This is a genomic window from Legionella quinlivanii, assembly GCF_900461555.1.
Taxonomy (GTDB): Bacteria; Pseudomonadota; Gammaproteobacteria; order Legionellales; family Legionellaceae; genus Legionella_C; species Legionella_C quinlivanii.
Map to the genome: position 1 here is coordinate 2,566,591 of NZ_UGOX01000001.1, position 24,040 is coordinate 2,590,630.

Sequence of the window (24,040 nt, forward strand, 5' to 3'; positions counted from 1 at the left end):
CACCCTCACCCCTTTATTACCATAAGTTAAGCTCTATATTGAACAGTCCTCCCCGCGAAGGCGGGGATCCATCTCTGAGCTAGCTATAATGCCAACGAAGGAATGGTTCCCGCCTTCGCGGGAATGACAAAATTTCCTTAACTTAGCCGCTAGCCCTTTTCCCTGCTTTGGAGAGGGGATTCTTTCAGCGCCTATTCGCTTTAGCAGAAACAACCCTGTTAAGCTTTATTTCTTATCGTCCTGAACTTCCTCAAACTCAGCATCCACCACACCGTCAGAAGGCTTGCCCGATTGAGTTTCACCAGCATGTGACTGTTGGCCGGCATGAGGCGCTTCGCCACCCTGCTGGGCTTGTCCTTCAGCAGCTTTTTTAGCATAAACGCGTTCAGCCATTTTTCCAGAAGCATCGGTGAGAACTTTTAATTTCTCTTCTATTTGCTCTTTATCATTGCCTTTCACAGCTTCTTTCAACTCAGCAATTGCAGACTCAATGCCTTTTTTCTCAGCATCATCAAGCTCGCCAGCGAGGTCGGTCAGTGATTTTTCACTGCTGTGAATTAAGCTGTCCGCCTGGTTGCGCAAGTCGGCCATCTCTTTAAATTTCTTATCTTCTTCCGCGTGGGACTGAGCATCCTTAACCATCGCCTCAACTTCCTCATCGCTAAGACCGCTGGACGCTTTAATAACAATGGATTGCGCTTTGCCGGTTGCCTTGTCTTTTGCCGATACATTCAAAATACCGTTTGCATCAATATCAAAAGTCACTTCAATCTGAGGCACGCCACGAGGCGCTGCAGGAATATCCGTTAAATCAAATCGACCAAGCGATTTATTAGCGGAAGCCTGCTCACGCTCTCCTTGTAAAACATGCACAGTGACCGCGGTTTGTCTATCATCGGCCGTGGAAAATACCTGATTTGCCTTGGTAGGTATAGTCGTATTCTTCTGAATTAACTTGGTCATTACACCGCCCAAGGTTTCAATACCCAGAGAAAGCGGAGTAACGTCAAGCAGTAGAATATCTTTTACCTCACCGGACAATACAGCAGCCTGAATAGCCGCACCCACAGCGACCGCTTCGTCAGGGTTCACATCTTTACGCGGTTCTTTACCAAAGAAATCCTGTACTGTTTTTTGCACTAAAGGCATACGGGTCTGACCGCCCACGAGGATCACTTCATTAATCTGGGAAACAGTCAATCCAGCGTCTTTAAGTGCTGTTTTACAGGGTTCAATAGTACGTTCAACCAATTTTTCTACCAGTGACTCCAGCTTGGCGCGGGTCAGCTTGATATTCATATGTTTTGGACCACTGGAATCGGCAGTAATATAAGGCAGATTCACATCGGTCTGCTGAGCAGATGACAATTCAATTTTTGCCTTTTCTGCTGCATCTTTCAGCCGCTGCAGCGCTAAAGGATCATTGTGCAGATCAATACCAGTGTCTTTTTTGAATTCCGCAGCCAGATATTCTATCAGAGCCAGGTCGAAATCTTCCCCGCCGAGAAACGTATCACCATTAGTAGCCAATACTTCAAACTGATGTTCGCCTTCAACTTCAGCAATTTCGATAATTGAAATATCAAATGTACCACCACCCAGGTCATAAACAGCGATAACAGAATCACCGCGCTTTTTGTCCATACCATAAGCAAGAGCTGCGGCAGTTGGTTCGTTAATAATACGTTTGACTTCAAGACCAGCAATGCGACCCGCATCTTTGGTTGCCTGACGTTGAGAGTCGTTGAAGTATGCAGGAACAGTGATGACCGCTTCTTTCACTTCTTCACCGAGATAATCTTCAGCGGTTTTCTTCATTTTGCGCAGTACTTCTGCAGAGATCTGCGGAGGCGCTTTATCCTGGCCTTTCACCTGAACCCAGGCATCGCCATTGTCTGCTTTGACAATTTTATAAGGAACCATTTTAATGTCTTTTTGAACAACCGCATCATCAAAGCGGCGGCCAATTAAACGCTTGACAGCAAACAGGGTTTTATCCGGATTGGTTACTGCCTGACGCTTGGCTGATTGCCCAACTAACACTTCATCGTCTTCAGTAAATGCGACAATGGATGGCGTTGTGCGATGACCTTCGCTATTTTCAATAACACGCACATTTTTACCTTCCATAACCGCAACACAGGAGTTAGTCGTACCTAAGTCAATACCAATAATTTTTGCCATTTGCCTTTGCTCCAATATAAATTTTTATTGCAATTAGTCCAACATATGGGGGTGAATCTAATAAATTCAAGCCAATATGCATGCAACCAGTTTTATTTTTTTGACACAATAACACGAGCCGGACGAATAATTCGGTCCGCCAATTTATATCCTTTCTGAAATACAGTGACAATTGTATTAGGCTCTGCGTCAGGCACTGCCACCATCGACATGGCTTCATGTTCCTGGGGATTAAACAATTGCCCCTGCGGATCGATCTGCACAACATCCTGTTTGGCCAGCGCATCCAGAAATAGCTTCATGGTAAGTTCGAGGCCTTCATACATGCCATCCTGAGCCGATTTATCAGCCAACTGCATTGCTTGCTCCAGGCTGTCAGCTACAGGAAGAAGCGAGGTGATAAACTTCTCCAGCCCGTAGCGATGGGCATTAGCGATATCGCGTTCAGCCCGGCGTCGGACATTTTCAAGCTCGGCCATTGCGCGTACTGATTTTTCCCAGTTCTCATGAGCCTGTTGCTCAGCCAGAGTCAGCTTTTCCTCGAGCGCGGTGTAGCTGGGATGATCCAAAGCAGTTTCAGACGCTTTTCCACTGCTCCCGCTCTCACCTTCTTCTTCATCCGTATCAATTGAATTTTCAGTGTCTTCATTGAGTTTTTGCTCGATTTCTTCTTTAATTTTTTTCCAGTCTTTTGTTTTTTCACTGCTCATCTGAACAACTCCTGAATTTACCGACAACAGAAAATGGGGATGATAACGATAAATTCAAGGCTTGCATGGAAATTTTTTATCATTTTTTGAAGAATAGTTCTAAAAAGCGATGAGAATTCCAATGAACACTCGAATGCTTTGCTCCCCTGCCTGGATTCCTTCTTGCTACTCCCACGCAGTTATCGCATACTTGTTGAATTATTAATGTAATCCAAGGTGCTTATGAACGCGTGGTCGCCAATCTCCTGGCAACAGTTCTCCTACCAGCAAGCAGCAGTCTATCCTGATCAAACACAGCTGGAAAAAGTCGTTGAACAGTTGAGTCAGTTACCGCCGCTGGTGACAAGCGGTGAAATTAAAAATCTCAGAAAGGAAATTGCGCTCGCAGGACAGGGAAAAGCGTTTATTCTGCAAGGAGGCGATTGCGCAGAATCTTTTAGCGAATGCCGTTCGGATATTATCAGTAACAAACTGAAAATTCTTCTGCAGATGAGCCTGATTCTACTGCATGGAATGCGTAAACCCATTATTCGAGTGGGACGAATTGCCGGCCAATACGCCAAACCCCGCTCCTCTGATTTTGAAACGATTGATGGGGTGACTCTGCCCAGCTATCGCGGTGATTTGGTTAACTCTCCTCAGTTTAATGCGCAATCACGTATTCCAAACCCCAAGTTAATGCTTCAGGGTTACAGCTGTGCTGCGATGACGCTCAATTTTATCCGAGCGCTTCTCGACGGGGGCTTTGCAGATCTGAACCATCCACAGCAATGGGATTTGCGATTTGTTGATCATTCGCCGCAAGCGGATGAATACCATTCACTGGTGCACTCGATTGCTGATTCCCTAGATTTTTTTCAGGCTATTAATGGCCATGATTTAAACAACTTAAACAAAGTGGATTTTTATACTTCTCATGAAGCCTTACATCTGTATTATGAGCAGGCTCTGACCCGACGTTTGCATGACGGACTGTGGTACGATTTATCCACTCACCTTCCCTGGATAGGAATGAGAACCGCGCAACTGGATAGCGCCCATCTTGAATTTATGCGGGGTATTCAAAATCCTATTGGAATTAAGGTCGGACCCAAAGCCACGCGGGAATGGCTGATTGATGTACTGAAAATTATTAACCCCAACTGCGAGGCGGGAAGGGTCTTACTGATTACCCGGTTTGGTGCACAATCAATTTCTCAATTATTACCTCCTTTAATTGAAGCGGTGCACTCGACTAATATTCCAGTCACCTGGTCTTGCGATCCTATGCACGGAAATACAGAAACTACTGCAGATGGAATAAAAACCCGTCATTTTGATAATATTTTATCAGAATTGCAGCAAGCCGATCGCATTCATACTGAAATGAACAGCAATTTGGGTGGTGTTCATTTTGAATTGACTGGGGATAACGTCACCGAATGCATCGGTGGAGCCCGGGGCTTAAGTGAAGAAGATTTAAAGCACGCTTATAAAAGCCTCGTGGATCCTCGTCTGAATTATGAACAATCATTAGAAATGGCAATTCAGCTAAGCCGGCATTTTAATCCTCGCCCAATGAAAAAAACCGAGGAAGAACAAGGAGCCTGACAGGCGGTTCAACTATGCGGCGACTAAACACCCTGGTATACCGGATTTTATTTGGGCTTTTTCATGAGAGCCCCAAATACAGACTGGATATATTCAGGGATCCTTTCTTCCAGCCAATATACTGGCAAACCTGGCATATTCCCGCTGATAAAACCCACATGCCCGCCCTTCTCACTTAACTCTAAAGTAATTTTATCGGATAATTCCCGATTAGAAGGGATAACCTCCGTAGTCATAAAAGGATCATCCTTGGCATGAATAATTAAGGTTTCCGTCGCTATTTTTGATAAATAAGGCAGCGAACTCGCTTTGGCATAATAATCATTCGCGCTGGAGAAGCCATGCAAAGGAGCGGTTATATTTTCATCAAAACTGCGAAAACAATTGGATTGTTGCAGTCTGCTGAAAATATCTTCCCATTGGTCGGAATAAATCTGCTGTTTCCTTACAACCAGTTTCTTCAATTTCTTCAGCAAATAGGCTTGGTAGATGCGGCAAAAGCCTTTATTTATTTTTTCAGCAACAATATTTAGTTTGAAAGGTACTGAAACAGCGACTGCAGTTTGGATAAGGTTCTGTTCGCCTGTTTCTCCCAGCCATTTCAAGAGTACATTGCCTCCTAAAGATATCCCCACCGCTGCTTTCAGGACGTCAGGCTCCCTCTCTGAGAGGATATTCAGGAAATAAGAAAAATCACTCGTATCACCGGAGTGATAAATTCTTGGCAAACGATTTGGCTTACTGCCGCCTCCACGAAAATGCATCATTACTGCGCGCCAGCCTGCTTTATTAAACGAATGCATTAAACCGGCGGCATAGGTCGAATTCAAATTTCCACCAAGACCATGCAACAGAACGACCACTGGCGCATTCTGCGGCACTCCCTTAGTCATCCAGGATAATTGCAGAAAATCACCATCCGCCAATTCAATGCGTTCGCTTTTATCAATGACAAATCGAATGCTGCGCGCAATTGTGGGATAGATGGTTTGACTATGTGCATTACCCAGCCACCAGGCCGGCTTGAATTCACTCTCGGTAATCACTTGCTTTCCTTATGATAAGCAGGGCTAAAGGTTTGTACAGCCTGCAATAACATACTGACATGTTCAGGAGGAACGTCCGGTGTAATCCCATGCCCCAGATTAAAAATATGACCGTGCCCGTTTCCATAAGAGGCGAGAATACGCTCTACTTCTTTAGTAATGGTCTCTTCATCGCTTAAAAGCAAGGCCGGCTCAAAATTTCCCTGTAGGCTCAACCGGTCCTCAATCAGTGCTCTGGCCTTTCCCAGATCCGTTGTCCAATCCAGCCCCAATGCATCGCAACCGGTTTCAGCCATTTGCAAGAGCCACTGCCCCCCGCCCTTGGTAAATAAGATAACGGGAATATAGGGGTACTGTTTTTTTATATTTTGAACAATTTCCTTCATCGGATTGAGTGAATAATTCAGATAATCCTCCGTTGACAGAAGCCCTCCCCAGGTATCAAACAACATGACGGCGTTAACACCTGAATGGATCTGTGCGAGTAAATAGTGAGTAACTGCATGAGTTAGCTTATTTAACAAAAGCCTGGCAATCTGCGGCTCTTTCTCAATCAGCTGCATGCACCGGGGAAACTGACGGCTGCTTTGGCCCTCCACCATGTAACAGGCAAGCGTCCAGGGGCTGCCTGAAAAACCAATTAAAGGCAGGTCAGCAGGCATCTCCCGACGGATTAATTCAACTGCCTTGAAAACATAGGAAAGACCTTCATTTAATTGCTCAAAAGGAAGCGCTTTAATAGCATTTTCAGTATGCAGCGGAAACCGGAAACAGGGTCCCTCGCCTTCCACAAAATGCAGGCCAAGCCTCATTGCATCCGGAATGGTTAAAATGTCTGAAAACAGGATGGCGGCATCCAGAGGAAACCGTCTGAGCGGCTGCAAGGTGACTTCGCAAGCGAGCTCTGGGGTTTTGCAAAGGGTCATAAAATCGCCGGCTTGTGCACGAACCCGGCGATATTCTGGTAAATAACGTCCTGCCTGTCTCATTAACCAAGCCGGAGTTCTTGGTACTGGCTCTCGGCGCAGACTGCGCAGGAAAATTGATTCGTTTACACCCATTGTTTTTAACCTTCCGATAAAAATTGTATTCTATCGCAAATTAATCTGTTTCACATAGACGTGTCTGTCATTTCCGCGAGGCTTTGTTGCATGGGAATGACAGACCCAGAGGTTAATCAGATGATTCAGATTCCCAATTCGGCAGGCCTTTCCTTAAGAATTTCACCACTCATCGGCACGGTAACGGCTCTGCACAGGCTTTCGTCAGGGAACTGATAATCCCGGGCAAGATTGGCATTTTGTTTAAAGACAAGAACCTGTTTGTGATGTCCATCCGTTTCACTGATTGGGCTTGCACCCCGTTTGAAATAACGTATCACGGGCAGTTGTCTGCCTTCATCCAGTTGTTTCAGCTGCCATCTGAAATCCTGGTTAACTAATGCCAGGTTGGTATACAGGCGTTGCGAGGAAGCAAACATTTCCTCTTCAGAAGGGAACTCTTGCCCTTCATCAAGCTCAAGCCACATTTCCATTTTCTCAGCTCCTTCATCGTCATGATAAACATAAAACGCTTTTTTAAGTACCTGTGACTTGAGTTCCTCGTCATCGGTGATTGCGCGTTCCAGCTCCGTGAAAGCCAGATTGGCCCCGTTATAAATCACGGTAGACTCGCGCCCCCAGACAAACATTAGAGGAAGATTGGTTTTAGGTTTATTGAATATCCCATATTTAGCCATCACTGCCTGAACGTCACTGCAGGCATAAAGACGGCCTTCATCTCCCAATTTATAGCGCGCCCGCTGGGAGGATTGGTAATCATGGGTACAGGTAAAGATTAGTTGATTTTTCTCATCGCATTCCACATGATAGTTCATCGTATCATAATGAAATACCATCGGAATGCCTTTATTCTCCCCAAAGAGCTCACGAGCCAGGCCTGGGTGCTTCTCAAGCGCCTTGCGCAGTGCTATCTCAAATTCAGTTTCAACTCCCAGATTAATATCAAGATCTGACGCACCGTAAGAGGAATAGATTTGGTTGAACCCTTTTTCTATCAGCAATTCACGCATTGCCTCTGAAATGGCCTGTCCTCCAACTACACCAATTGCTGAAAAATCCTCGAACTGATAGCCTTTACTTTCAACATAGGCGGTCAAATCCTTTAAAAAGGGTGGATAGCCGGCAATAATGATCTGCTGCTTGTCCTTATTTAACTCGGCAGCCATCCGTCGTATTTCAGATTTATATCGCTGAACAAGCTCAGCAGTTCGACCCTCACTTTGCTGGAATGCTTCTTTCAAAGCATCATATAAGTCAAGATCACGGTTTTTTAAAACCTTGGCCAATGTATCCTTAATTAACTTGCCAATCAGCTCTTTATCACCGTCTGTGATTTTTTCTGGATGTTTATTCTGCCATCTGTCTAATGCCTGTTCTCGTAAATCAGTGTCATAGCGAGCTCTGAGAACTAACTCCTCCAGAATCTTTTCTTTATCGCAACCGGTAGCAAACACACTGCCGGTATTTCGCATTAGCTCATAAGTGGTCAAACCCGTTGCCCAGGGACCCAGTGCAAACGCATCAATATAATGAAGTTTGCGATCGCCAAACTGAATTTTTGCAGCTAATTGCAATGATTCTTTGACAAGCTCAACTTCTTCATGGCTGCGGACCCATGCAGTAGGCTTTCCAGTGGTGCCGGTTGAGGTATCCACTTTCGCTTTTGCAGGAAATTTACCATGACGATGCGTTCTGTTCTCATGTTTATCATTATGTTTAATATAATTTTCTTTGGTGGTAACCGGGAGGTCAGAAAATTTGGTTTCAGAATTAATTTTACAATTGAAGCGCAATAAATGCTCTTTGTATGCTGGGATCTCTTTATAGGCCTGCTTAACTCGTTTCTTGGCCAATACTTCTCCAGCCTCAAATATGTCTTTTTCCGTACGTACAAAAAGGAAACGAGCTTTAATCCGGTTTACGCCGCTAATCGTTTTTTTATACAACCAACTCAGAAAGCCGCCTTTAAGGCTATCGCCAATCGCATTACGCCAATTGCTGATTTTTCTCTTGTTATGTTCTCCAGCATGTCGTAAACGCTCACCAGCCATCCCCTGAGCTTTAGCGGTATCTCGATTTTCGTAGTCATCTGTCCAGAATTGCGATTGAAGAGTGGCGATCAGGTCTGCATCCTTCATTCCTTTAGGATTTTTAATACCAAGGTATTTAATCAGGCTGTTTCGATTGACCCGAAATGTAGTTAGCTCTTCAGTACCATCCTGATTAATTTTTTTAGCATTAATTTTTATTGTTTTATAAGCTAATGAACCAAATCCACTGTGGAGAGTAACGCCGTTTTTTCCTAATTCATTTCTTGGATTGGTAGCGCCATTTTTAAATAAAAGTCTTTTACCATATTCAGAATGAGAGAACAAAATCACAGGGCTATCGATTGAATAAGCAGGCATACTTTTTCCATTAACTTGCTAAAAGAGTGCTTATTTAATCAAAAAATTATTAACAGAATATTAAAAAGATTTTATGCATAAGACTGGAAGTTACATACTGCGGACATTGGCCGCAGTATGTAACAAGTTATTGAGTATTAAGAAACAATCGCACAACTTATGGCCGCTGAACCATGCTCGAGCAGTCCAATGCCGTTGGTTAAACCAAGCACAGTTTGCGCTGAAGTGTAAATATCCGGCGGAACAGAGGGTGGAGGCGGCGCATTCCCAAGCCCCAACTGGCCAAACTCATTTTTACCCCAGCACTGCATCTGACCATTAATCAGAAGAGCACAGGCATGCACCAGACCGGAACTGACATCAATTGCCGGTGGAGTGATACCAAGTACCAGCGTCGGGAATGGGCTATTAATAAGCGTACCATTACCCAATTGGGCAGCATTATTTAATCCCCAGGCATATACCAAACCATTGCTGCCAAGCGCTGTGGTATGAAAGCCTCGCCCTGACAAATCAGTGATTCCGGATAAAACACCCACGTTGTTAACTCCTACTACAGTGGTTGGAGTCGGTACGGACGGGGTGAATTGCCCCATACCCACCTGTCCCGCATTGTTCAGACCCCAGCATTTGACCTGAGTATTCGCTAGAAGCGCACATGAAGTCGAACTCGAGGTGGTAATCGCGATAGCATTATCCACTCCTATAACGGGAGCAGCTGGGAAAAACTGTGGTAGAGGTGCAGTCGTACCGTTCCCTAATTGCCCTGCATCATTGGCTCCCCAACAGGATACCTGCCCGTTTGCGAGCACAGCGCAAGTATGATAAAAGCCGGCGCTGACTTCGATGGCGTTAGTAATTCCAGCCACAGTCACAGGCGTACTGCTGTTCGTGGTCAGACCATTTCCTAACTGACCTACGTTATTAGCACCCCAGCACTGTACGGTACCATTGGCAAGCACTGCGCAGGCATGATTCTCACCCGCACTAATATCCACAGCCGTATTAATTCCGACTACATTAACTGCCGTTAAAGACGTAGCTCCAGGAAGTGGAGCGCCATTTCCTAACTGGCCTACGTTATTAGCACCCCAGCACTGAACCTGGCGAGTGGCCAACAGGGCGCAGGTATAGGTGGAACCGCCGCTTATCTCGGTAGCGTTGGTAATCCCCAGAACCACACTCAAGGGGTCTGCTGGAGAGGTTACAGGAAGTGCTGGAGGTGTTGTTGTACCATTCCCCAGTTGTCCAGTATTATTTTCCCCCCAACATTGCACAGGGCCTACAGGACCAATTTCAACCGACAAGGGCAAGGGACTGTTATCTGCATTTAAGCCAGTCGCTGTAATCACGAAATTATTTGAGAATACCGGCGATGGAATGTTATAGCTGACATTACAACTGCTATTGGGTGACAAGCTGGCACCACAGCCATTCGAGAAATAGGCGTTATAAGGCGCTGGGATATTTATCTGTAAATTGGTGACCGTGTTAATCCCTGTGTTGCTTAACGTAATAATACCGCTGGTATCGGTGAGCAAATCGACATTGGTTACAGGAACTCCATTGTAAACCCACAGCAGATGCCCGGTAGTCGCAGCACTTAAGCTAATATTTAAAATGGATAAGGGGTCTGGTCGGGAACATAAAAATGGATCTGGGCTATTATTGCCCGGGCCCATCGTTTTACAAATGACAGGACCATCGTGAATACCGCTTACAGGTAATTGACTGCCATTGACTTGCAAACCAAGTACACAGGTTTGCCCGGGATTTAAATAAAACGGATTACCGCAAGTGCCTGCATTGACTACCTGAGCAATACCCGGCAATGGCTGCATAGTGAGCACACGGGGAAGGCTGGTATTATTGCGTACCAAATAACTAACGGAGGCTGAAGCATTGGAAGGAACATTCAAGATAGTGGGAGTAAGAGGAGCAAGACTAAATTTTGGAATTGCCGCATCAACCACCCCGGAAAAAATCAAACTGGTAAAAAAACCAGCTTTTAACCATTGTTTTATCACCTTTTTATCCTTAAAAAATTGGGCTGAGCGATATTACCCTAAATAGAAAACTAAAAACAGATCGAAGTATTCCCCTTTCAATGCTGCATTATTTCCAGGGGATGTCAGTATCTAAAATATTGACTTGTTAATCGCGATTTCACGGGCCGTATGCCTGGCTATCAAATCCTGATTAACCAACTGGGTCAAATGCTGATCTAAAGTCTGCATCCCTCTGCTTTGCCCTGTTTGAATGGAAGAATACATTTGAGCCACTTTGTCTTCACGAATCAGATTTCTGATTGCAGAGTTGCATATCATAATTTCCAGAGCAGCCAGGCGTCCTCCGCCTCGCTTCTTTAACAGTGTCTGCGCTATCACCGCCTGTAAGGATTCAGAAAGCATGGTGCGGATCATCGATTTTTCATCACCAGGGAACACATCAATGATTCGATTAATTGTTTTGGTTGCAGAATTCGTGTGTAGAGTTCCAAATACTAAATGGCCTGTTTCTGCGGCGGTCATCGCCAGACGAATGGTTTCGAGATCTCTAAGCTCACCGACAAGAATGATATCGGGGTCTTCCCGCAGGGCAGAACGCAAGGCAGCACCGAAACTGTGTGTGTCGCGATGCACTTCCCGTTGATTGACGAGGCATTTTTTGCTGGTATGCAAAAACTCAATAGGGTCTTCGATGGTTAGAATGTGATCATAGCGATTTGAGTTAATGTAATCAATTACCGCTGCCAGTGTGGTACTTTTTCCTGAACCTGTAGGACCAGTAACCAATACCAGCCCCTTGGGAAACGAGGCAATTTCGGTAAACACTGGCGGCAATCCCAAATCTTCCATGCTCAGAATTTTGGAAGGAATGGTTCTGAATACCGCCCCCGCCCCGCGAGCCTGATTAAAGGCATTAACCCTGAAGCGCGCCAGATTGGCAATTTCAAAAGAAAAATCTGTTTCCAGATGCTCTTCATACTCCTTGCGCTGCTTGTCATTCATAATATCATAAATGATTTTGATTACTTCTTTATGCTCCAGGGGCGGAATATTGATTTTTCTCAAATCACCGTCAACCCGAATCATAGGAGGCATTCCGGCGGACAGATGCAAATCAGATGAGTTGTTTTTAACAGAAAAAGCCAGCAGCTCGGCAATATCCATATAGGGCTCTAAGTCATTGGAATAATGCAAGATTAACTCAGGATGCTGCTCAGAGCAAATTCACTCACAAATCGAAATCAGTTATGATGTTGCTATTTATGAATCTGAAAATGACTATAGCTCAGCGAATTATCCGGATAAAAAATCATATTCAAAAGCTTGAAGCCGAACTTCACCGGCCGTCAGGCAGCGTCACTCTGCTTGCAGTCAGCAAAGGCCACAGCAGTGAATCGATTCGCCAGGCGCAGGCAGCAGGATTAAATGAATTCGGCGAAAACTACTGGCAGGAAGCGCAAAAAAAGATCTCTGATTTACGAGATCTGCCAATCCGCTGGCATTTTATTGGAGCCATTCAAAGCAATAAAACTGCAGAAATCGCAGCCAGTGTTGACTGGGTTCACAGTGTAGACAGAGAAAAAACCGCCCGCCTGCTCAGCATGCATCGCCCAGCTTCAATGCCGCCTCTTAAAATTTGCATTCAGGTGAAGCTTGACCAGGAAGCCAGTAAATCAGGGATTACGCCAGAGGAATTGGAGCCGCTTGCCAGATTAATCACTGAACTGCCCCATCTTAAGCTTTGCGGCCTGATGGCGATTCCCAGGCCTCGTGAGAATGAAACAGAACAATATCGGAGTTTTTTGCGGCTGTCTCAGCTGCTTGACAAACTCAATCAGCAAACGGGTCTTAAGCTCAATACTCTCTCAATGGGAATGAGTGATGACATGGACGCTGCGATTAAAGCAGGGAGCACTATGATTAGAATAGGCCGAGCTATTTTTGGAGAGCGTCAATGAAAATAAGTATCATTGGTTATGGTAATATGGCAAAAGCCTTGGCGCACAATTTAATCACTCAGCCAGACATTCAATTAGCTGTTTCCTCGCCCTCTTTAAAAAAAGAACAATTACCCAGCGGATTATTCACTGATTTTAACAACCAGGCAATTATTGAAAACGCCGATCTCGTTGTTCTGGCAGTCAAACCATTTAAAGTGAATGAAGTACTTGCCGAAATTGGCGGGCGTCTGCCTGAACAAGCCGTTTTACTCTCAGTGGCAGCCGGCATCACCCTTGAGCACCTGGCTCGATACTGCCCAAAAACCCAGCCTATTGTCAGAAGCATGCCCAATACTCCTATTGCGGTGGGTAAGGGCGTCACGGCACTGGTTGCGAATTCTCAATTAAATGAAACACAACGTCAGCGAGTGGAGCGTTTGTTTAACACCGGAGGCTATGCTTTCTGGATTGAAAATGAGGCGCTTCTCAATCCCATTACCGCCTTGTCAGGCAGCGGGCCGGCCTATGTCTATTTGTTTTTGGAAGCGCTGACTGAAGGCTCAGAAAAGCTGGGGATCAACAGAGCTCAGGCAGAATTTATCGCTAAACAGACCATTCTGGGAGCAATTGATTTGCTAAATAGCACACAATTATCTCCAGAAGCCTTGAGGCAGAATGTCACCTCGGCAGGAGGCACTACAGCCGCTGCACTGGATGTACTGCAGAAAGGACAGTTTAAGCAATTACTTGAAAACGCACTTCAAAAAGCGTCTGAGCGAGCTCAGGAATTGGGCGAATCACTGAATACCCTTTAATCTCAGAAGTGTTTATACTTAAAATCAGTGATCTCAAGGAGAATAAGATGTCTAATATTCAATCACCTCAGCTGGCGGAAATGATTTCCACTTTACTGGCTGAAGCAGAAAATAATAATACTCTGAAAAAACAATTGATTGAAAAACCCAAAGAAACTTTAAAAAGCAGGGGAATCACAATAGAAGGTTACCGCATTGTGGTAGAGGACAATCCCGGATATCCATTGTTTTTTGCCCTTGAACCTGAAAATATCCACTCATTATCTGCATCTCTTGTCGAGCCACCTGAGGATTCATTTCGTGACTCGCATTTTCTTGATTGCCAACACTATTAACCCAGGGATGAGCTATGAATAACCTTCGTGACTGGCTTGACAGGCTGTTTAGTACTGAGCGTTTGATGATTTGTAAAACCGGCGCTGATCCAAAATTTGAAGTGATGACCTGGATTGAACAATTTGAAGGAAAGAAAGCTTGCTTTTTTCCCGATCCTCTTGGACATTCTATTCCTATTGTCTCCGGAACACTGGGACAGCGTGCCTGGGCGGCAGAAGCCATGAATGTCAGAGAGGACGCAATGCTCGGCCACATTCAAAACGCTTTGCACAAACCACTTCCCTGGGTGGTCGTTAATCAGGAACAAGCCCCCGTTCATGAGATTATTCATGATAAGTCAATCGACTTATTAAAACTTTTTCCTATTGTAACTCATCATGAAAAGGATATTGGTCCCTATATTACCTCAGGCCTGGTGCATGGTCTGAATTTAAAAACAGGCAAGCAAAATACCTCAATTAACCGCTTGCAGGTTCATGCTCCTGACAAGCTGGGTATTCTCATGCTGCCGCGTGATCTGCATGCCTATTATCAGGATGCAGAACGTATGGGAAAACCTCTGCCAGTCACCATAACCATTGGCCATGATCCGGTAACCAAAATGGCCTCACAAATGATTGCTCCCCGCGATCAATCCGAACTTGAAATTGCAGGCGCTTTACTGGGAAGGCCCCTATCTGTTGTGAAATCGTATACCAATGATGTGTATATCCCCGCCGAAGCTGAAATTGCTATTGAAGGATTGGTTTTACCCGGGGTAAGAGCGCTGGAAGGACCGTTTGGTGAATTTCCCAAATATTACAGCGGCAGTTCGATGCTGCCTGTTATTCAGATTCAATGCATCACCCACCGGCGTAAACCGATTTTTGAAACCAATCACCCTTCCGGGCTGGAAAATGTTGTGCTGGGCGGAGTGCCTCGCGAAGCCTCCCTGCTCGAAAGAATTCGTGTTAACTTCCCTAATGTCATTGATATCAGATTGACAACGGGCGGATTAGGACGTTACCACCTGGTGGTTAAGATGAAAAAAACCAATTTGGGTGAAGCCAAAAATGTGATTTGCTGCGCCTTTGGATGCCATTACGACATCAAACTGGTGATCGTGGTGGATGATGACATTAACATTGACGATCCGAATGACATTGAATGGGCCATAGCCACTCGCTTTCAGGCAGAGCGTGACCTGGTAGTTGTTAACGGAGCACTTGGTTCAAAACTGGATCCCTCGATTAAAAAGCATATGATCAGTTCAAAAGTGGGAATAGACGCCACCGCCTATCTGGATGAAATAGATAAATTTTATGTCACACGTGTTCCTTCTCCAGCCTATTATGTTTTTGAAGAGCCCGGCAATCAAGGGATTGAAGCCTTTAAAGACTATCTGGCTAAACCGGATAATGAGCCATTATGATTCCACTAAAAAGGTTTATATTCGGCTTGTGCTTTTTTTTTGCGCAATCAACCCTCGCTTCAATACCCATAATTGAGCGTTTTGAATTGAAAAATCCTCCTCCCCTGGGTAAAACTCGGGCGGGGCAAACTATTCTGCTCGGCGGTTTTTCTGGATTGAGATTTTTAGGTGAAACCAGCGAAGGCAAACTGCAGTTTCTTAGTCATACAGACAGAGGCCCTAATCCGGAGGCTTATCAAGAGAAAGGAGTCATCAAGCGCCCCTTCCTTCTGCCAGACTTTAATCCTCGCCTGGTTATTTTAATGGCCGATCCTGTTACTACAACATTAACAGTAAGCCAACAAATCTTACTTAAAAATATCGATAGCAAACCTATTTCAGGATTATCTCCCTCCTCTGAGCACCAGGAAAAAGCAGTGGATCTGTTTGGCAAAGATCTGGCATCTGAACCATTAGACATGGATTTGGAGGGGATCGATGTCGCCAATGATCACAGTTATTGGATGGTTGATGAGTATGGCCCATCCATCATTCATTTTTCCTCGCAGGGAGAGCTTTTGGAGAGCTTCTACCCAGGTAAAGGCCTCCCGCTTCTTTTAAAACGACGGCAACTCAATCGGGGGTTTGAAGGGATTGCTCTGCAAGGTTCAAAAGTCTATGCCATTTTACAAAGCCCCTTGCAAAATCCCCCTGGTAGTTATGGCAAAAACTCAAAAGTTATCCGCCTCATTGAGTTTGATATACAAAAAAAACAAACCACCGGCCAATTCATCTACCTGCTTGATCAAAAGGGCTCGGATCGAATTGGGGATATGACGGCTCTAGGCAGAGGGCGTTTTTTAGTAATTGAACAAAATGATCAGACTGGGGAAAATGCCTATAAAAAAATCTATTTGGTTGCTCTCTCTAATGCCAGCAACCTGCAATCTCCAGATCTAAAAATAAAGGGACTCAATAAAAACCTGGAAAGTCAGAGCGCTGATTCACTTAAAACCCTGGGAATTAAAACCCTGCAAAAAGAACTGGTGTTGGATTTAGCTGCTCTTGGTATCAAAGATTCCAAAATTGAAGGCATCAGTTTGGTGAAGCCCAATCAGATTGCTCTAATCATCGATAATGATTTTTATCTAAACGGAAAGCTTGATAAAAAGACTGGTATTGCCGGTTTAAAACATGAAAATAGCCGATTATATCTGATTACTTTTGATAAGCCTCTGTAGCTTGCAAAGCTCTTGTCAAATCACTGTGATGCCGTAAAATGCATAAACAATATTCGAGACTGCTTGCCAGGCTCATAAAGTGCAGGTGATAAAATGATGACAGGACTTTTGACGGCAGCTTATTTTTTAGTGTCCGTGATTTTTACATTAATATTATTCCTTCTCTGGGCACGGGTGATTCTACGTTATTTTCGTTTAAGCCCCCTTCATCCTGTCAATCAGAGTATTAATGCTCTGGTAGGTCCTGTTTTAGGCCCCATTGAGCGGATGATACAGCAGGATGCACCGGGAAAAACCAGAAAACCCCTTTCCCAATATGACTGGCCAGGATTAGTCCTGATTGCCGTAGTTGAGATTATCAAATTCGTATGTCTTGGATTGCTTGCCTATGGAGGATTACTGCCGGTTTCCTTCATTCTTCTGTTCGTAATTGCTGATCTTGTCGTTCAACCGCTTAACCTGATGTTCTTTGCGCTGCTCATTCGGGTAATCATGAGCTGGGTCAATCCGCATTGGGAACAGCAGAATCCAGCGGGATATGTGATTAGCTTAATGACTAATCCACTGATTCGTCTAGGCCACAAAATAATTCCCAATGTTTCAGGATTTGATTTTGCACCCTACATTATGATGGTGATGATCAAAGTCATTACTTTGTTCATTAGTGCGTCCATGCCATTACCTTTAGTGTAGTGCAGTATGCCGATGCACAGGGAAGTGCATGCTTAATCAGCTGAACTGACTTATTGCCGGAGCTTCATCCATCTGCTGATCATGGTCAACCTCCACTTCTGGCGAATCATCTGCAGCTTGTGCTTTCTTAAACAATTGCAATTCCTGCTTGATGCTAATCGTGCTGGCCACCGACTCTGATTTCATGGTAAAGACAAGCGGGAGCTTAAAAAATTGACAGACAGCATTAAGAAAGCCTCTGAACCCCTCAGTGCGTTTAATCGATGCAGAGGTATCGGCCACGGCGCTCACTGCTTGCTGGATCTTGCTTTGTTTGTCCGTGGCATCACTTAGTATAATGGATGATAGCTTATTATATAAATCGATAAGTATATTTTTCTCTTCCCCTCGCAATGTTTTGCTGCTATGTACAGCGGCCACCTGACTATTCAAATAGTTCAAATCTTTCGCCTGACTATTATCCTGACCAAGATCTTTTGCAATTCTTTCCCAGACTGCCAATTCGCTTCTGGTAATGGGAATATTGGTTTCTTTGATAGGCTTACCCGTATCCACAATATCTTTCAAATTTTTCGTTCGGGTAAGAATGGCATTGAAAAACTCAACCTCTTCTGCATTCCTGTTTTCTTTTAATAGCGCCTCTATGCCTTGAATAATCTGCTTAAGTTCATCTCTTCCAGTACTGGCCGGTATTATGATACAAAGACCAGAGTTTTCTGCCAAGAGCTGATCATAACGAGTGATAGTATTACCGGCAGCCTTGAGCGCATTCGTATAATTCTCTAACATCTGCTCATTAGTTCCTTTATGCAGCTCATATTCCTCAGGACTGAGCCTTCCTTCTGCAAGTTCTGTGTCCAGACCACCATTCAGATCGTCTTCCACATTGCTCAGAGAATCCTGGATACCCTCTTTTAATTCAACTACTTTTTTACGTTTACCGGTAATTTCCTTACTTATTTCGTCAGGATTTTCAATTTTAATGATTAGAGCCATGACAACCTCAACTACATACATACTTTCTATAAGTATAAAAAAGAATTCTGAAGCTTTTATTAACAAGTCCCTGAATAAAACATTTTTTATACCGGCAGATTAAATCCCTTTTTTTTCTTCACAGGGTATATACTGATTATGAGGGAACTTGAGGAGGCTGAAATGGCCGGAAAAATTGCAGTAGCTGTAGGAACCGTTATTTTCCCCTGTATTCTCTGGGCAGCCGATTCGGTATATTGCCCGCAGAATCACGGGTATATCAATGTGGGGATGACTCAGGACCAGGTTATCGCAGCCTGTGGGCAACCATTAAGTCAGCAAAACTCTAACAAGCCTCTAATGCAGAAAATTCCTGCGCAACAGCTTTATTACAACAATGAAGGAGCTCCAACCGCCTTTTATGGTGTATGGAAGCTGCCTATCGGAAACAGCAATTACGGCAGCGCGCCCTTTCAGGGGACTGCGGGTGGGGTGCAATTGCAAGTAGACGTTGTCAATAATCAGGTTCATGACATTGTTCTGAATGGCAACTCCACTAATGCTTTTTCTATTTGCGGAGGCACCAGCATCCAGGCAGGTGATCCGGTCGGCAAAGTATATGGTGCTTGTGGAAGCCCCTCCATCGTTAACAATACCTTTATCGAAGTGCCTGTACAAAGTCAGACTAAACCGCAGATTTGGACCTATCAGCCATCCCAGTATGGCCCGCCCATGTCCTTGACATTTGTCGACGGCAAACTACAATCCATCGATTAATTCTTCCAAAGGTTTATAAATGAGTGAAACAATTGATGATTTGACTATTGCTTTTAGCGAAAATGGCACAGAAACTACCAAAGAACTGGATAAGTATGTGTTAACCAAAGGGGCCTGGACCACCATTATGTTTAAATATCAGGATTGGGATAATGCAAAAAACGATTTCGGCCCAATCAAATATTCCATAAGACGATATCAGAAAAGGAATAATCAATACTGGATGAAATCCAAATTTAATATTTCCAGTGAAGATCAGGCGCGGAAAATTGTTGAAGTGCTGAACCAGTGGCTGGCCGCTGAGTAATTGAGAGCTTAAGTTAAGGAATTATTGTTGGTTGGGCCTTTGCGTTCGAACCACTCCTGAACATAATGTGGCCAAGGGCCTAATGGCGCTGCCTTAAGGCCTTAACCACTACTCTCTACGTCCCTCGGCTTATCCCTGAGAGATGGTCACAAAATTTAACCATCCTATTAGGGCCTACGTACCCCGCTTTATGCGGGGTACGTAGGCTCTTACGAGGGACGTAGGTAAAGTCTTAAGGCAGCGCCATTTGGCCAAGGGCCCAACCTATCCCTACTGCAACTCGTTTCCCCCTCTAAAAACCAAGCTTTCTTTTGAACCTGTGTGCAAGTTGTTTTATAATAGCCCGATCGGCCAAACCTTCCAGGATCTCGCATGAAATCTCGATTTTCACTTTTGCTGTTAGCAGTCCTGGCAGTTATTTCAGTTTTTTATATTAAATTCGCAGTCTCTGGTAAACAGCATTCTCAACCGCAATCGCCGCTGATCGCTGTTGAAACCGCGCATGTGACCGAGCGTGTACTAGCCGAGCAATTTGAAACGCTGGGCAGTCTGGCCAGTATGGATAGTATCGACATCAGCTCGGAAATTGCCGGACAAATTTCAGCGATCCATTTTCAGCCCGGCGCATTGGTAAAAAAAGACACCTTGCTGATTCAACTTGACAGTACTGTTATGAAAAGTCAGCTTGCGAGTGCAAAAGCCAGCCTGTCACTCAGTGAAACCAATTACAAACGAACAAAGGAATTAGCACAGAAAAGTCTGGCCTCCGAACAGGCTCTTGATCGAGCCCTGGCTGATCTGCGTGAAAAACGAAACGCGGTTAAGGTCAAACAGGCGCAATTGGAAAAATTAAATCTTCGTGCACCGTTTACCGGCACGCTGGGTTCAAAACAGGTCAGTGTCGGTCAATATGTGAAAATGGGGCAGGCTCTGGTTCATCTGGTTGCCAACCAGCAGTTGCGCGTCGAATACAATGTACCGGAAAAGTTGCTGCCTCGTCTTCACAATGGCCAGCGGGTACGAGTCAGTTCAGATGCCTTCCCCACTCAGGTTTTCATTGGAAAAGTGAATTATATTGCACCTACCATCGACAAAGACACTCGCACCATTGCGGTCGAGGCTCTGATAGACAATAGTAAAAACCAGCTTTCAGCTGGGCTGTTCGTCAGAGTTAAACACCAGCTTGGTCTGGCCAGAAAACGCTTGCTGGTTCCGGAGGAAAGTCTGATTCCAACAATTAGCGGGCAGAAAATTTTTGTTCTTCGCGGTGACAAAGCCATTACCGTTCGCGTTAAAACAGGAGCTCACCATGCAGCCATGACGGAAGTTTGCCAGGGGCTTAAGGCAGAAGACATCATTATCGTACGCGGGCAGCATAAATTAAAAGAAGGCAGTAAGGTTACCGCTGTAAATCATATCAGGAGTCCGCGGTGACTTTTCCAGAGCATTGCATTAAGCGCCCCGTATTTACCATTGTTTTAACACTTATGATAGTAATCACCGGACTTTTACATTTCGCCAAATTGTCTCTGCGCCATCTTCCCAATATTGAAAAACCTTCTATCACTATCAATACTGAATTTGATGGCGCAAGTCCTGAGCTGGTAGAAAAAGAAATTACCATTCCCGTAGAAAACATGCTGTCCAGCGTTCCCGGGGTCGATAGCTTACGTTCAACCAGTTTGCTGGGTAAAAGCCGGGTGACCATTGATTTTCAATTGGGTGTGGATATCAATGAAGTGATTAGTGATATTCGTAACAAAATGTCTTCACTGCAAACGCATTTGCCTTTGGGCAGCCATGCACCCGTGGTCAACAAAAATGATTCTGATGCCAATCCGGTTGTTGTACTTGGTTTTCATGATGCACGAAAAAATCCGCTTGAAATTACTGATTATATTTCAAGAAATATCAAACCGGTTTTGCAGGAAATTCAGGGAGTGGGTGAAGTCAGTTATCATGGCGGACGTAATTATGCCGTCAAAATTGCACTGGACCCGGTAAAAATGGCTGCCCGGCAGATTACAGTAGCTGAAATAAAAAAAGCACTGGCTCAACAAAATATAGACGTACCCAGCGGGCAAATTAAAAGTGCTAATCGCTATTACACAGTGGTCACTCATGCACGCCTGCAAAATGCCAGAAAATTTTCAGAGTTAGTTATAGCGCAACGCGATCACCAGCTAATTCGTTTAAGTGAAGTGGCCGCAGTGTCCGTCGGCAGTGAAAATGAGGATAACTTGCTGCGCATTAACGGAAAGCCAGCGGTCGGCCTGGCGATTCTTGCTCAATCCAATGCCAATCCCGTCGACGTAGCCAAAGCGGTTCGAAAAAGCCTGTCCCGCCTGGAGAAAAGCTTTCCTGAGGGCTTTAAATCAGAAATCGTATTTGATTCAACCCAGTTTATCAAGGCCTCCATCCATGAAGTCTATTGGACTTTTTTTGAGGCTTCTCTCTTTGTCGGGCTGGTGGTTCTTTTGTTTCTGGGCAGCATCCGTGCGGCTTTAATTCCTATCGTCACCATTCCCATTTGCCTGATTGGAACCTTTTGGCCAATGTACTGGATGGGATTTGAACTGAATTCATTAACCCTTCTGGCAATGGTTTTGGCGATTGGCCTTGTCGTCGATGATGCCATTGTGGTGTTGGAGAACTGCCACCGGCACATACAAAATGGCTTATCTCCCATTCGAGCCGCTATTAAGGGAAGCAACGAAATTGTTTTCGCTATTCTGGCTATGACTATTACCTTAGCGGCAGTCTATGCCCCGATGGGTTTTGTGGATGGCTTTACCGGAAAACTGTTTTTTCAATTTGGCGCGACTTTGTCAATTTGCGTATTACTATCCGGACTGGTTGCTTTAAGTCTGTCCCCAATGATGTGTTCGCAATTACTTAATCAAAAAGAAAGCCGCTACAGTCATTGGCTTGATCAGGTATTTAAAAAACTGGGCGATTGCTATAGCCGAAGTTTGAACACGATGCTTCATCGCCCATACCGCTTATCTCTGATTTTGGCTGCATCCTGTCTGCTTGGTTTCTTCTGTTATTATCAGTTAGGAGCGGATCTGGCTCCGGTTGAAGATCAGTCCTACATTATAGGACCCATCGCCTCACCCACTAATGCCAGCACCGAATACACCGACCACTATAGCCGGCAGTTGGAGGCTATTTATGAATCCATTCCGGAAAAGCTGAATTATTTTGTTTCCGTTAAACCCTCCTCAGCCTTTACCATTTTAAAGTTGCGTCCATGGCACGAACGCTCACGTTCACAAAAGGAAATCAGTGACGAGCTCAGTGAAAAAATGCAGAAACTGATTGGGGTGAATGTGTATCCGGTAAGCCCTAATCCCTTGGGCAATCGCGGCGGCAGCAGTAATCAGTTCAGCCTCGCAATTATGGGAAACACCAGTTACAAACGGCTCAACGAGATAAGCAACGATGTGGCCAAAACCTTAAGCGAGTTTCCTCAATTAAGGCATGTTAAAAACAATCTTGCGCTGGATAGCGAGCAGGTCAATATTGAAATTGACAGACAACTGGCAGCCGATCTTGATGTTAATCTGGCACAGGTGGCAGAACTATTATCGACAATGCTTGGCGGAAGTAATCCGGTCAATTTTAATTATGACGGGCAAACTTACAAAGTGATCTTGCAGTTAAATCATTCCCAGCGCCGCGATATTGCCATTCTCAATAAACTCTATGTTAAAAGCGGGCGGCAAAAAATGGTTCCTTTATCCACATTGATTGACGTCAGCCATTCAATTGGACCAGATAGTTTGCCGCATTTGAATCGTTTAAGGACCTCAAGTATCAGCGCTGAACTCGCACCTGGTGCTCATTTAAATGAAGTCATAGTTAAAATTCAGGATATTTTGGATAAAAAATTACCGGATGATATCCAATATCGCTTTACCGGTACCGCCAAAGATTATCTGGAATCCTCTGGAAATAGCATTTATGCAATGCTTTTAGCCTTATTATTTATTTATCTGGTGCTTTCGGCGCAGTTTGAAAGCTTTATCGATCCCTTGATTGTACTGCTCAGTGTACCATTATGTCTGGTAGGTGCTTTGCTCACCTTGTATTTAACCAATCAGACGATTTCAATTTATAGCAATATTGGGATGGTAACTCTGGTAGGTCTTATTACCAAACACGGTATCATGATTACCGAATTTGCCAATCTGAAAATACAGGAAGGAATGGATAAATTTAATGCTGTCATTGAAAGTGCAAAAATCAGACTCCGTCCTATCTTGATGACCACCCTGGCAATGCTGCTCGGCGCCCTCCCCCTCGCTTTGGCAACAGGAGCGGGTGCAGAAAGCCGCCGGCAATTGGGTATTGTTATTCTCGGAGGGATGTTAGTGGGTACTTTCTTTTCCCTGTATGTGGTTCCTTTTGCCTATATCAAACTATCAAGACGCAGCCGCCAGACACTCGCCATCTGCCCAGACGAAAGGCCTACAGCCAATGCAGCCTGATTTTTTTTCAACTGATTACCTCACCTCCCACGGCTAATTACCTACGTCCGCAACTTGTTCGCGCG

At 44.7% G+C, this 24,040-nt stretch carries 19 protein-coding genes; 11 read left to right on the forward strand and 8 right to left on the reverse strand.

What is annotated here, in order from left to right:
* Positions 1 to 225 precede the first annotated feature (225 nt).
* Entirely contained in the window at positions 226 to 2,184 is a 1,959-nt protein-coding gene (dnaK, locus tag DYH61_RS10910) for a molecular chaperone DnaK (protein WP_058507560.1), read from the reverse strand.
* A gap of 92 nt (positions 2,185 to 2,276) precedes the next feature.
* Positions 2,277 to 2,894, reverse strand: coding sequence for a nucleotide exchange factor GrpE (gene grpE / locus DYH61_RS10915; RefSeq protein ID WP_058507561.1), 618 nt, complete (start codon positions 2,892 to 2,894; stop codon positions 2,277 to 2,279).
* A gap of 222 nt (positions 2,895 to 3,116) precedes the next feature.
* Between grpE and DYH61_RS10920 the strand changes: the two genes are divergently transcribed.
* Entirely contained in the window at positions 3,117 to 4,484 is a 1,368-nt protein-coding gene (locus tag DYH61_RS10920; RefSeq protein ID WP_058507562.1) for a 3-deoxy-7-phosphoheptulonate synthase class II, read from the forward strand.
* 47 nt (positions 4,485 to 4,531) lie between these two features.
* Here DYH61_RS10920 and DYH61_RS10925 read toward each other — a convergent pair whose 3' ends face one another.
* The 5 genes from DYH61_RS10925 to DYH61_RS10945 form a co-directional block, all read right to left on the reverse strand.
* The gene (locus DYH61_RS10925) at positions 4,532 to 5,530 is read right to left on the reverse strand and encodes a hydrolase (RefSeq protein WP_058507563.1); all 999 of its coding nucleotides are present in this window, start codon (positions 5,528 to 5,530) and stop codon (positions 4,532 to 4,534) included.
* Positions 5,527 to 6,591: a uroporphyrinogen decarboxylase gene (gene hemE / locus DYH61_RS10930; RefSeq protein ID WP_058507564.1), complete on the reverse strand. Its 1,065-nt coding sequence runs from the start codon at positions 6,589 to 6,591 to the stop codon at positions 5,527 to 5,529. The genes DYH61_RS10925 and hemE overlap by 4 nt, the downstream gene beginning before the upstream one ends.
* Before the next feature lie 125 nt (positions 6,592 to 6,716).
* Positions 6,717 to 8,999, reverse strand: coding sequence for a phenylacetate--CoA ligase family protein (locus tag DYH61_RS10935; protein WP_058507565.1), 2,283 nt, complete (start codon positions 8,997 to 8,999; stop codon positions 6,717 to 6,719).
* Positions 9,000 to 9,136: 137 nt separating this feature from the next.
* On the reverse strand, positions 9,137 to 11,026 hold the full coding sequence (locus tag DYH61_RS10940) for an RCC1 domain-containing protein (protein WP_058507566.1): 1,890 nt from the start codon (positions 11,024 to 11,026) through the stop codon (positions 9,137 to 9,139).
* Between the two features lie 111 nt (positions 11,027 to 11,137).
* Complete coding sequence (locus tag DYH61_RS10945) at positions 11,138 to 12,172, reverse strand: type IV pilus twitching motility protein PilT (RefSeq protein WP_058507567.1); 1,035 nt, start codon at positions 12,170 to 12,172, stop codon at positions 11,138 to 11,140.
* Positions 12,173 to 12,282: 110 nt separating this feature from the next.
* On the opposite strand from DYH61_RS10945, the gene DYH61_RS10950 reads away from it, so the two are divergent.
* The 6 genes from DYH61_RS10950 (at position 12,283) to DYH61_RS10975 (ending at position 17,423) form a co-directional block, all read left to right on the forward strand.
* Complete coding sequence (locus tag DYH61_RS10950; RefSeq protein ID WP_058507903.1) at positions 12,283 to 12,966, forward strand: YggS family pyridoxal phosphate-dependent enzyme; 684 nt, start codon at positions 12,283 to 12,285, stop codon at positions 12,964 to 12,966.
* Complete coding sequence (gene proC, locus DYH61_RS10955; protein WP_058507568.1) at positions 12,963 to 13,763, forward strand: pyrroline-5-carboxylate reductase; 801 nt, start codon at positions 12,963 to 12,965, stop codon at positions 13,761 to 13,763. Before DYH61_RS10950 ends, proC begins: the two co-directional genes overlap by 4 nt.
* Positions 13,764 to 13,810: 47 nt before the next feature.
* Positions 13,811 to 14,098: a hypothetical protein gene (locus DYH61_RS10960; protein WP_058507569.1), complete on the forward strand. Its 288-nt coding sequence runs from the start codon at positions 13,811 to 13,813 to the stop codon at positions 14,096 to 14,098.
* A 14-nt stretch (positions 14,099 to 14,112) separates the two neighbouring features.
* Positions 14,113 to 15,510, forward strand: coding sequence for a UbiD family decarboxylase (locus tag DYH61_RS10965; RefSeq protein WP_058507570.1), 1,398 nt, complete (start codon positions 14,113 to 14,115; stop codon positions 15,508 to 15,510).
* Positions 15,507 to 16,730, forward strand: a complete 1,224-nt coding sequence (locus tag DYH61_RS10970) for an esterase-like activity of phytase family protein (RefSeq protein ID WP_058507571.1) — start codon at positions 15,507 to 15,509, stop codon at positions 16,728 to 16,730. The genes DYH61_RS10965 and DYH61_RS10970 overlap by 4 nt, the downstream gene beginning before the upstream one ends.
* Before the next feature lie 93 nt (positions 16,731 to 16,823).
* The gene (locus tag DYH61_RS10975; protein ID WP_234999780.1) at positions 16,824 to 17,423 is read left to right on the forward strand and encodes a YggT family protein; all 600 of its coding nucleotides are present in this window, start codon (positions 16,824 to 16,826) and stop codon (positions 17,421 to 17,423) included.
* A gap of 36 nt (positions 17,424 to 17,459) precedes the next feature.
* On the opposite strand, the gene DYH61_RS10980 is transcribed toward DYH61_RS10975, so the two are convergent.
* Positions 17,460 to 18,419 (reverse strand): hypothetical protein, encoded by a 960-nt coding sequence (locus tag DYH61_RS10980; protein ID WP_133129063.1) that lies wholly within the window; start codon positions 18,417 to 18,419, stop codon positions 17,460 to 17,462.
* Between the two features lie 162 nt (positions 18,420 to 18,581).
* On the opposite strand from DYH61_RS10980, the gene DYH61_RS10985 reads away from it, so the two are divergent.
* The 4 genes from DYH61_RS10985 (at position 18,582) to DYH61_RS11000 (ending at position 23,975) form a co-directional block, all read left to right on the forward strand.
* The gene (locus DYH61_RS10985) at positions 18,582 to 19,175 is read left to right on the forward strand and encodes a DUF2845 domain-containing protein (protein WP_058507573.1); all 594 of its coding nucleotides are present in this window, start codon (positions 18,582 to 18,584) and stop codon (positions 19,173 to 19,175) included.
* Positions 19,176 to 19,194: 19 nt separating this feature from the next.
* Entirely contained in the window at positions 19,195 to 19,482 is a 288-nt protein-coding gene (locus DYH61_RS10990; RefSeq protein ID WP_058507574.1) for a hypothetical protein, read from the forward strand.
* Between the two features lie 372 nt (positions 19,483 to 19,854).
* The gene (locus tag DYH61_RS10995) at positions 19,855 to 20,916 is read left to right on the forward strand and encodes an efflux RND transporter periplasmic adaptor subunit (RefSeq protein WP_058507575.1); all 1,062 of its coding nucleotides are present in this window, start codon (positions 19,855 to 19,857) and stop codon (positions 20,914 to 20,916) included.
* Positions 20,913 to 23,975: an efflux RND transporter permease subunit gene (locus tag DYH61_RS11000; protein WP_058507576.1), complete on the forward strand. Its 3,063-nt coding sequence runs from the start codon at positions 20,913 to 20,915 to the stop codon at positions 23,973 to 23,975. The genes DYH61_RS10995 and DYH61_RS11000 overlap by 4 nt, the downstream gene beginning before the upstream one ends.
* Positions 23,976 to 24,040: the final 65 nt, after the last annotated feature.

What these genes read in the sequence shown, in the direction of transcription:
- dnaK (WP_058507560.1), bottom strand. Translation starts at nt 2,184, where the DNA reads ATGGCAAAAATTATTGGTATTGACTTAGGTACGACTAACTCCTGTGTT.
- grpE (WP_058507561.1), bottom strand. Translation starts at nt 2,894, where the DNA reads ATGAGCAGTGAAAAAACAAAAGACTGGAAAAAAATTAAAGAAGAAATC.
- DYH61_RS10920 (WP_058507562.1), top strand. Translation starts at nt 3,117, where the DNA reads ATGAACGCGTGGTCGCCAATCTCCTGGCAACAGTTCTCCTACCAGCAA.
- hemE (WP_058507564.1), bottom strand. Translation starts at nt 6,591, where the DNA reads ATGGGTGTAAACGAATCAATTTTCCTGCGCAGTCTGCGCCGAGAGCCA.
- DYH61_RS10935 (WP_058507565.1), bottom strand. Translation starts at nt 8,999, where the DNA reads ATGCCTGCTTATTCAATCGATAGCCCTGTGATTTTGTTCTCTCATTCT.
- DYH61_RS10945 (WP_058507567.1), bottom strand. Translation starts at nt 12,172, where the DNA reads ATGGATATTGCCGAGCTGCTGGCTTTTTCTGTTAAAAACAACTCATCT.
- DYH61_RS10950 (WP_058507903.1), top strand. Translation starts at nt 12,283, where the DNA reads ATGACTATAGCTCAGCGAATTATCCGGATAAAAAATCATATTCAAAAG.
- proC (WP_058507568.1), top strand. Translation starts at nt 12,963, where the DNA reads ATGAAAATAAGTATCATTGGTTATGGTAATATGGCAAAAGCCTTGGCG.
- DYH61_RS10960 (WP_058507569.1), top strand. Translation starts at nt 13,811, where the DNA reads ATGTCTAATATTCAATCACCTCAGCTGGCGGAAATGATTTCCACTTTA.
- DYH61_RS10965 (WP_058507570.1), top strand. Translation starts at nt 14,113, where the DNA reads ATGAATAACCTTCGTGACTGGCTTGACAGGCTGTTTAGTACTGAGCGT.
- DYH61_RS10970 (WP_058507571.1), top strand. Translation starts at nt 15,507, where the DNA reads ATGATTCCACTAAAAAGGTTTATATTCGGCTTGTGCTTTTTTTTTGCG.
- DYH61_RS10975 (WP_234999780.1), top strand. Translation starts at nt 16,824, where the DNA reads ATGATGACAGGACTTTTGACGGCAGCTTATTTTTTAGTGTCCGTGATT.
- DYH61_RS10980 (WP_133129063.1), bottom strand. Translation starts at nt 18,419, where the DNA reads ATGGCTCTAATCATTAAAATTGAAAATCCTGACGAAATAAGTAAGGAA.
- DYH61_RS10985 (WP_058507573.1), top strand. Translation starts at nt 18,582, where the DNA reads ATGGCCGGAAAAATTGCAGTAGCTGTAGGAACCGTTATTTTCCCCTGT.
- DYH61_RS10990 (WP_058507574.1), top strand. Translation starts at nt 19,195, where the DNA reads ATGAGTGAAACAATTGATGATTTGACTATTGCTTTTAGCGAAAATGGC.
- DYH61_RS10995 (WP_058507575.1), top strand. Translation starts at nt 19,855, where the DNA reads ATGAAATCTCGATTTTCACTTTTGCTGTTAGCAGTCCTGGCAGTTATT.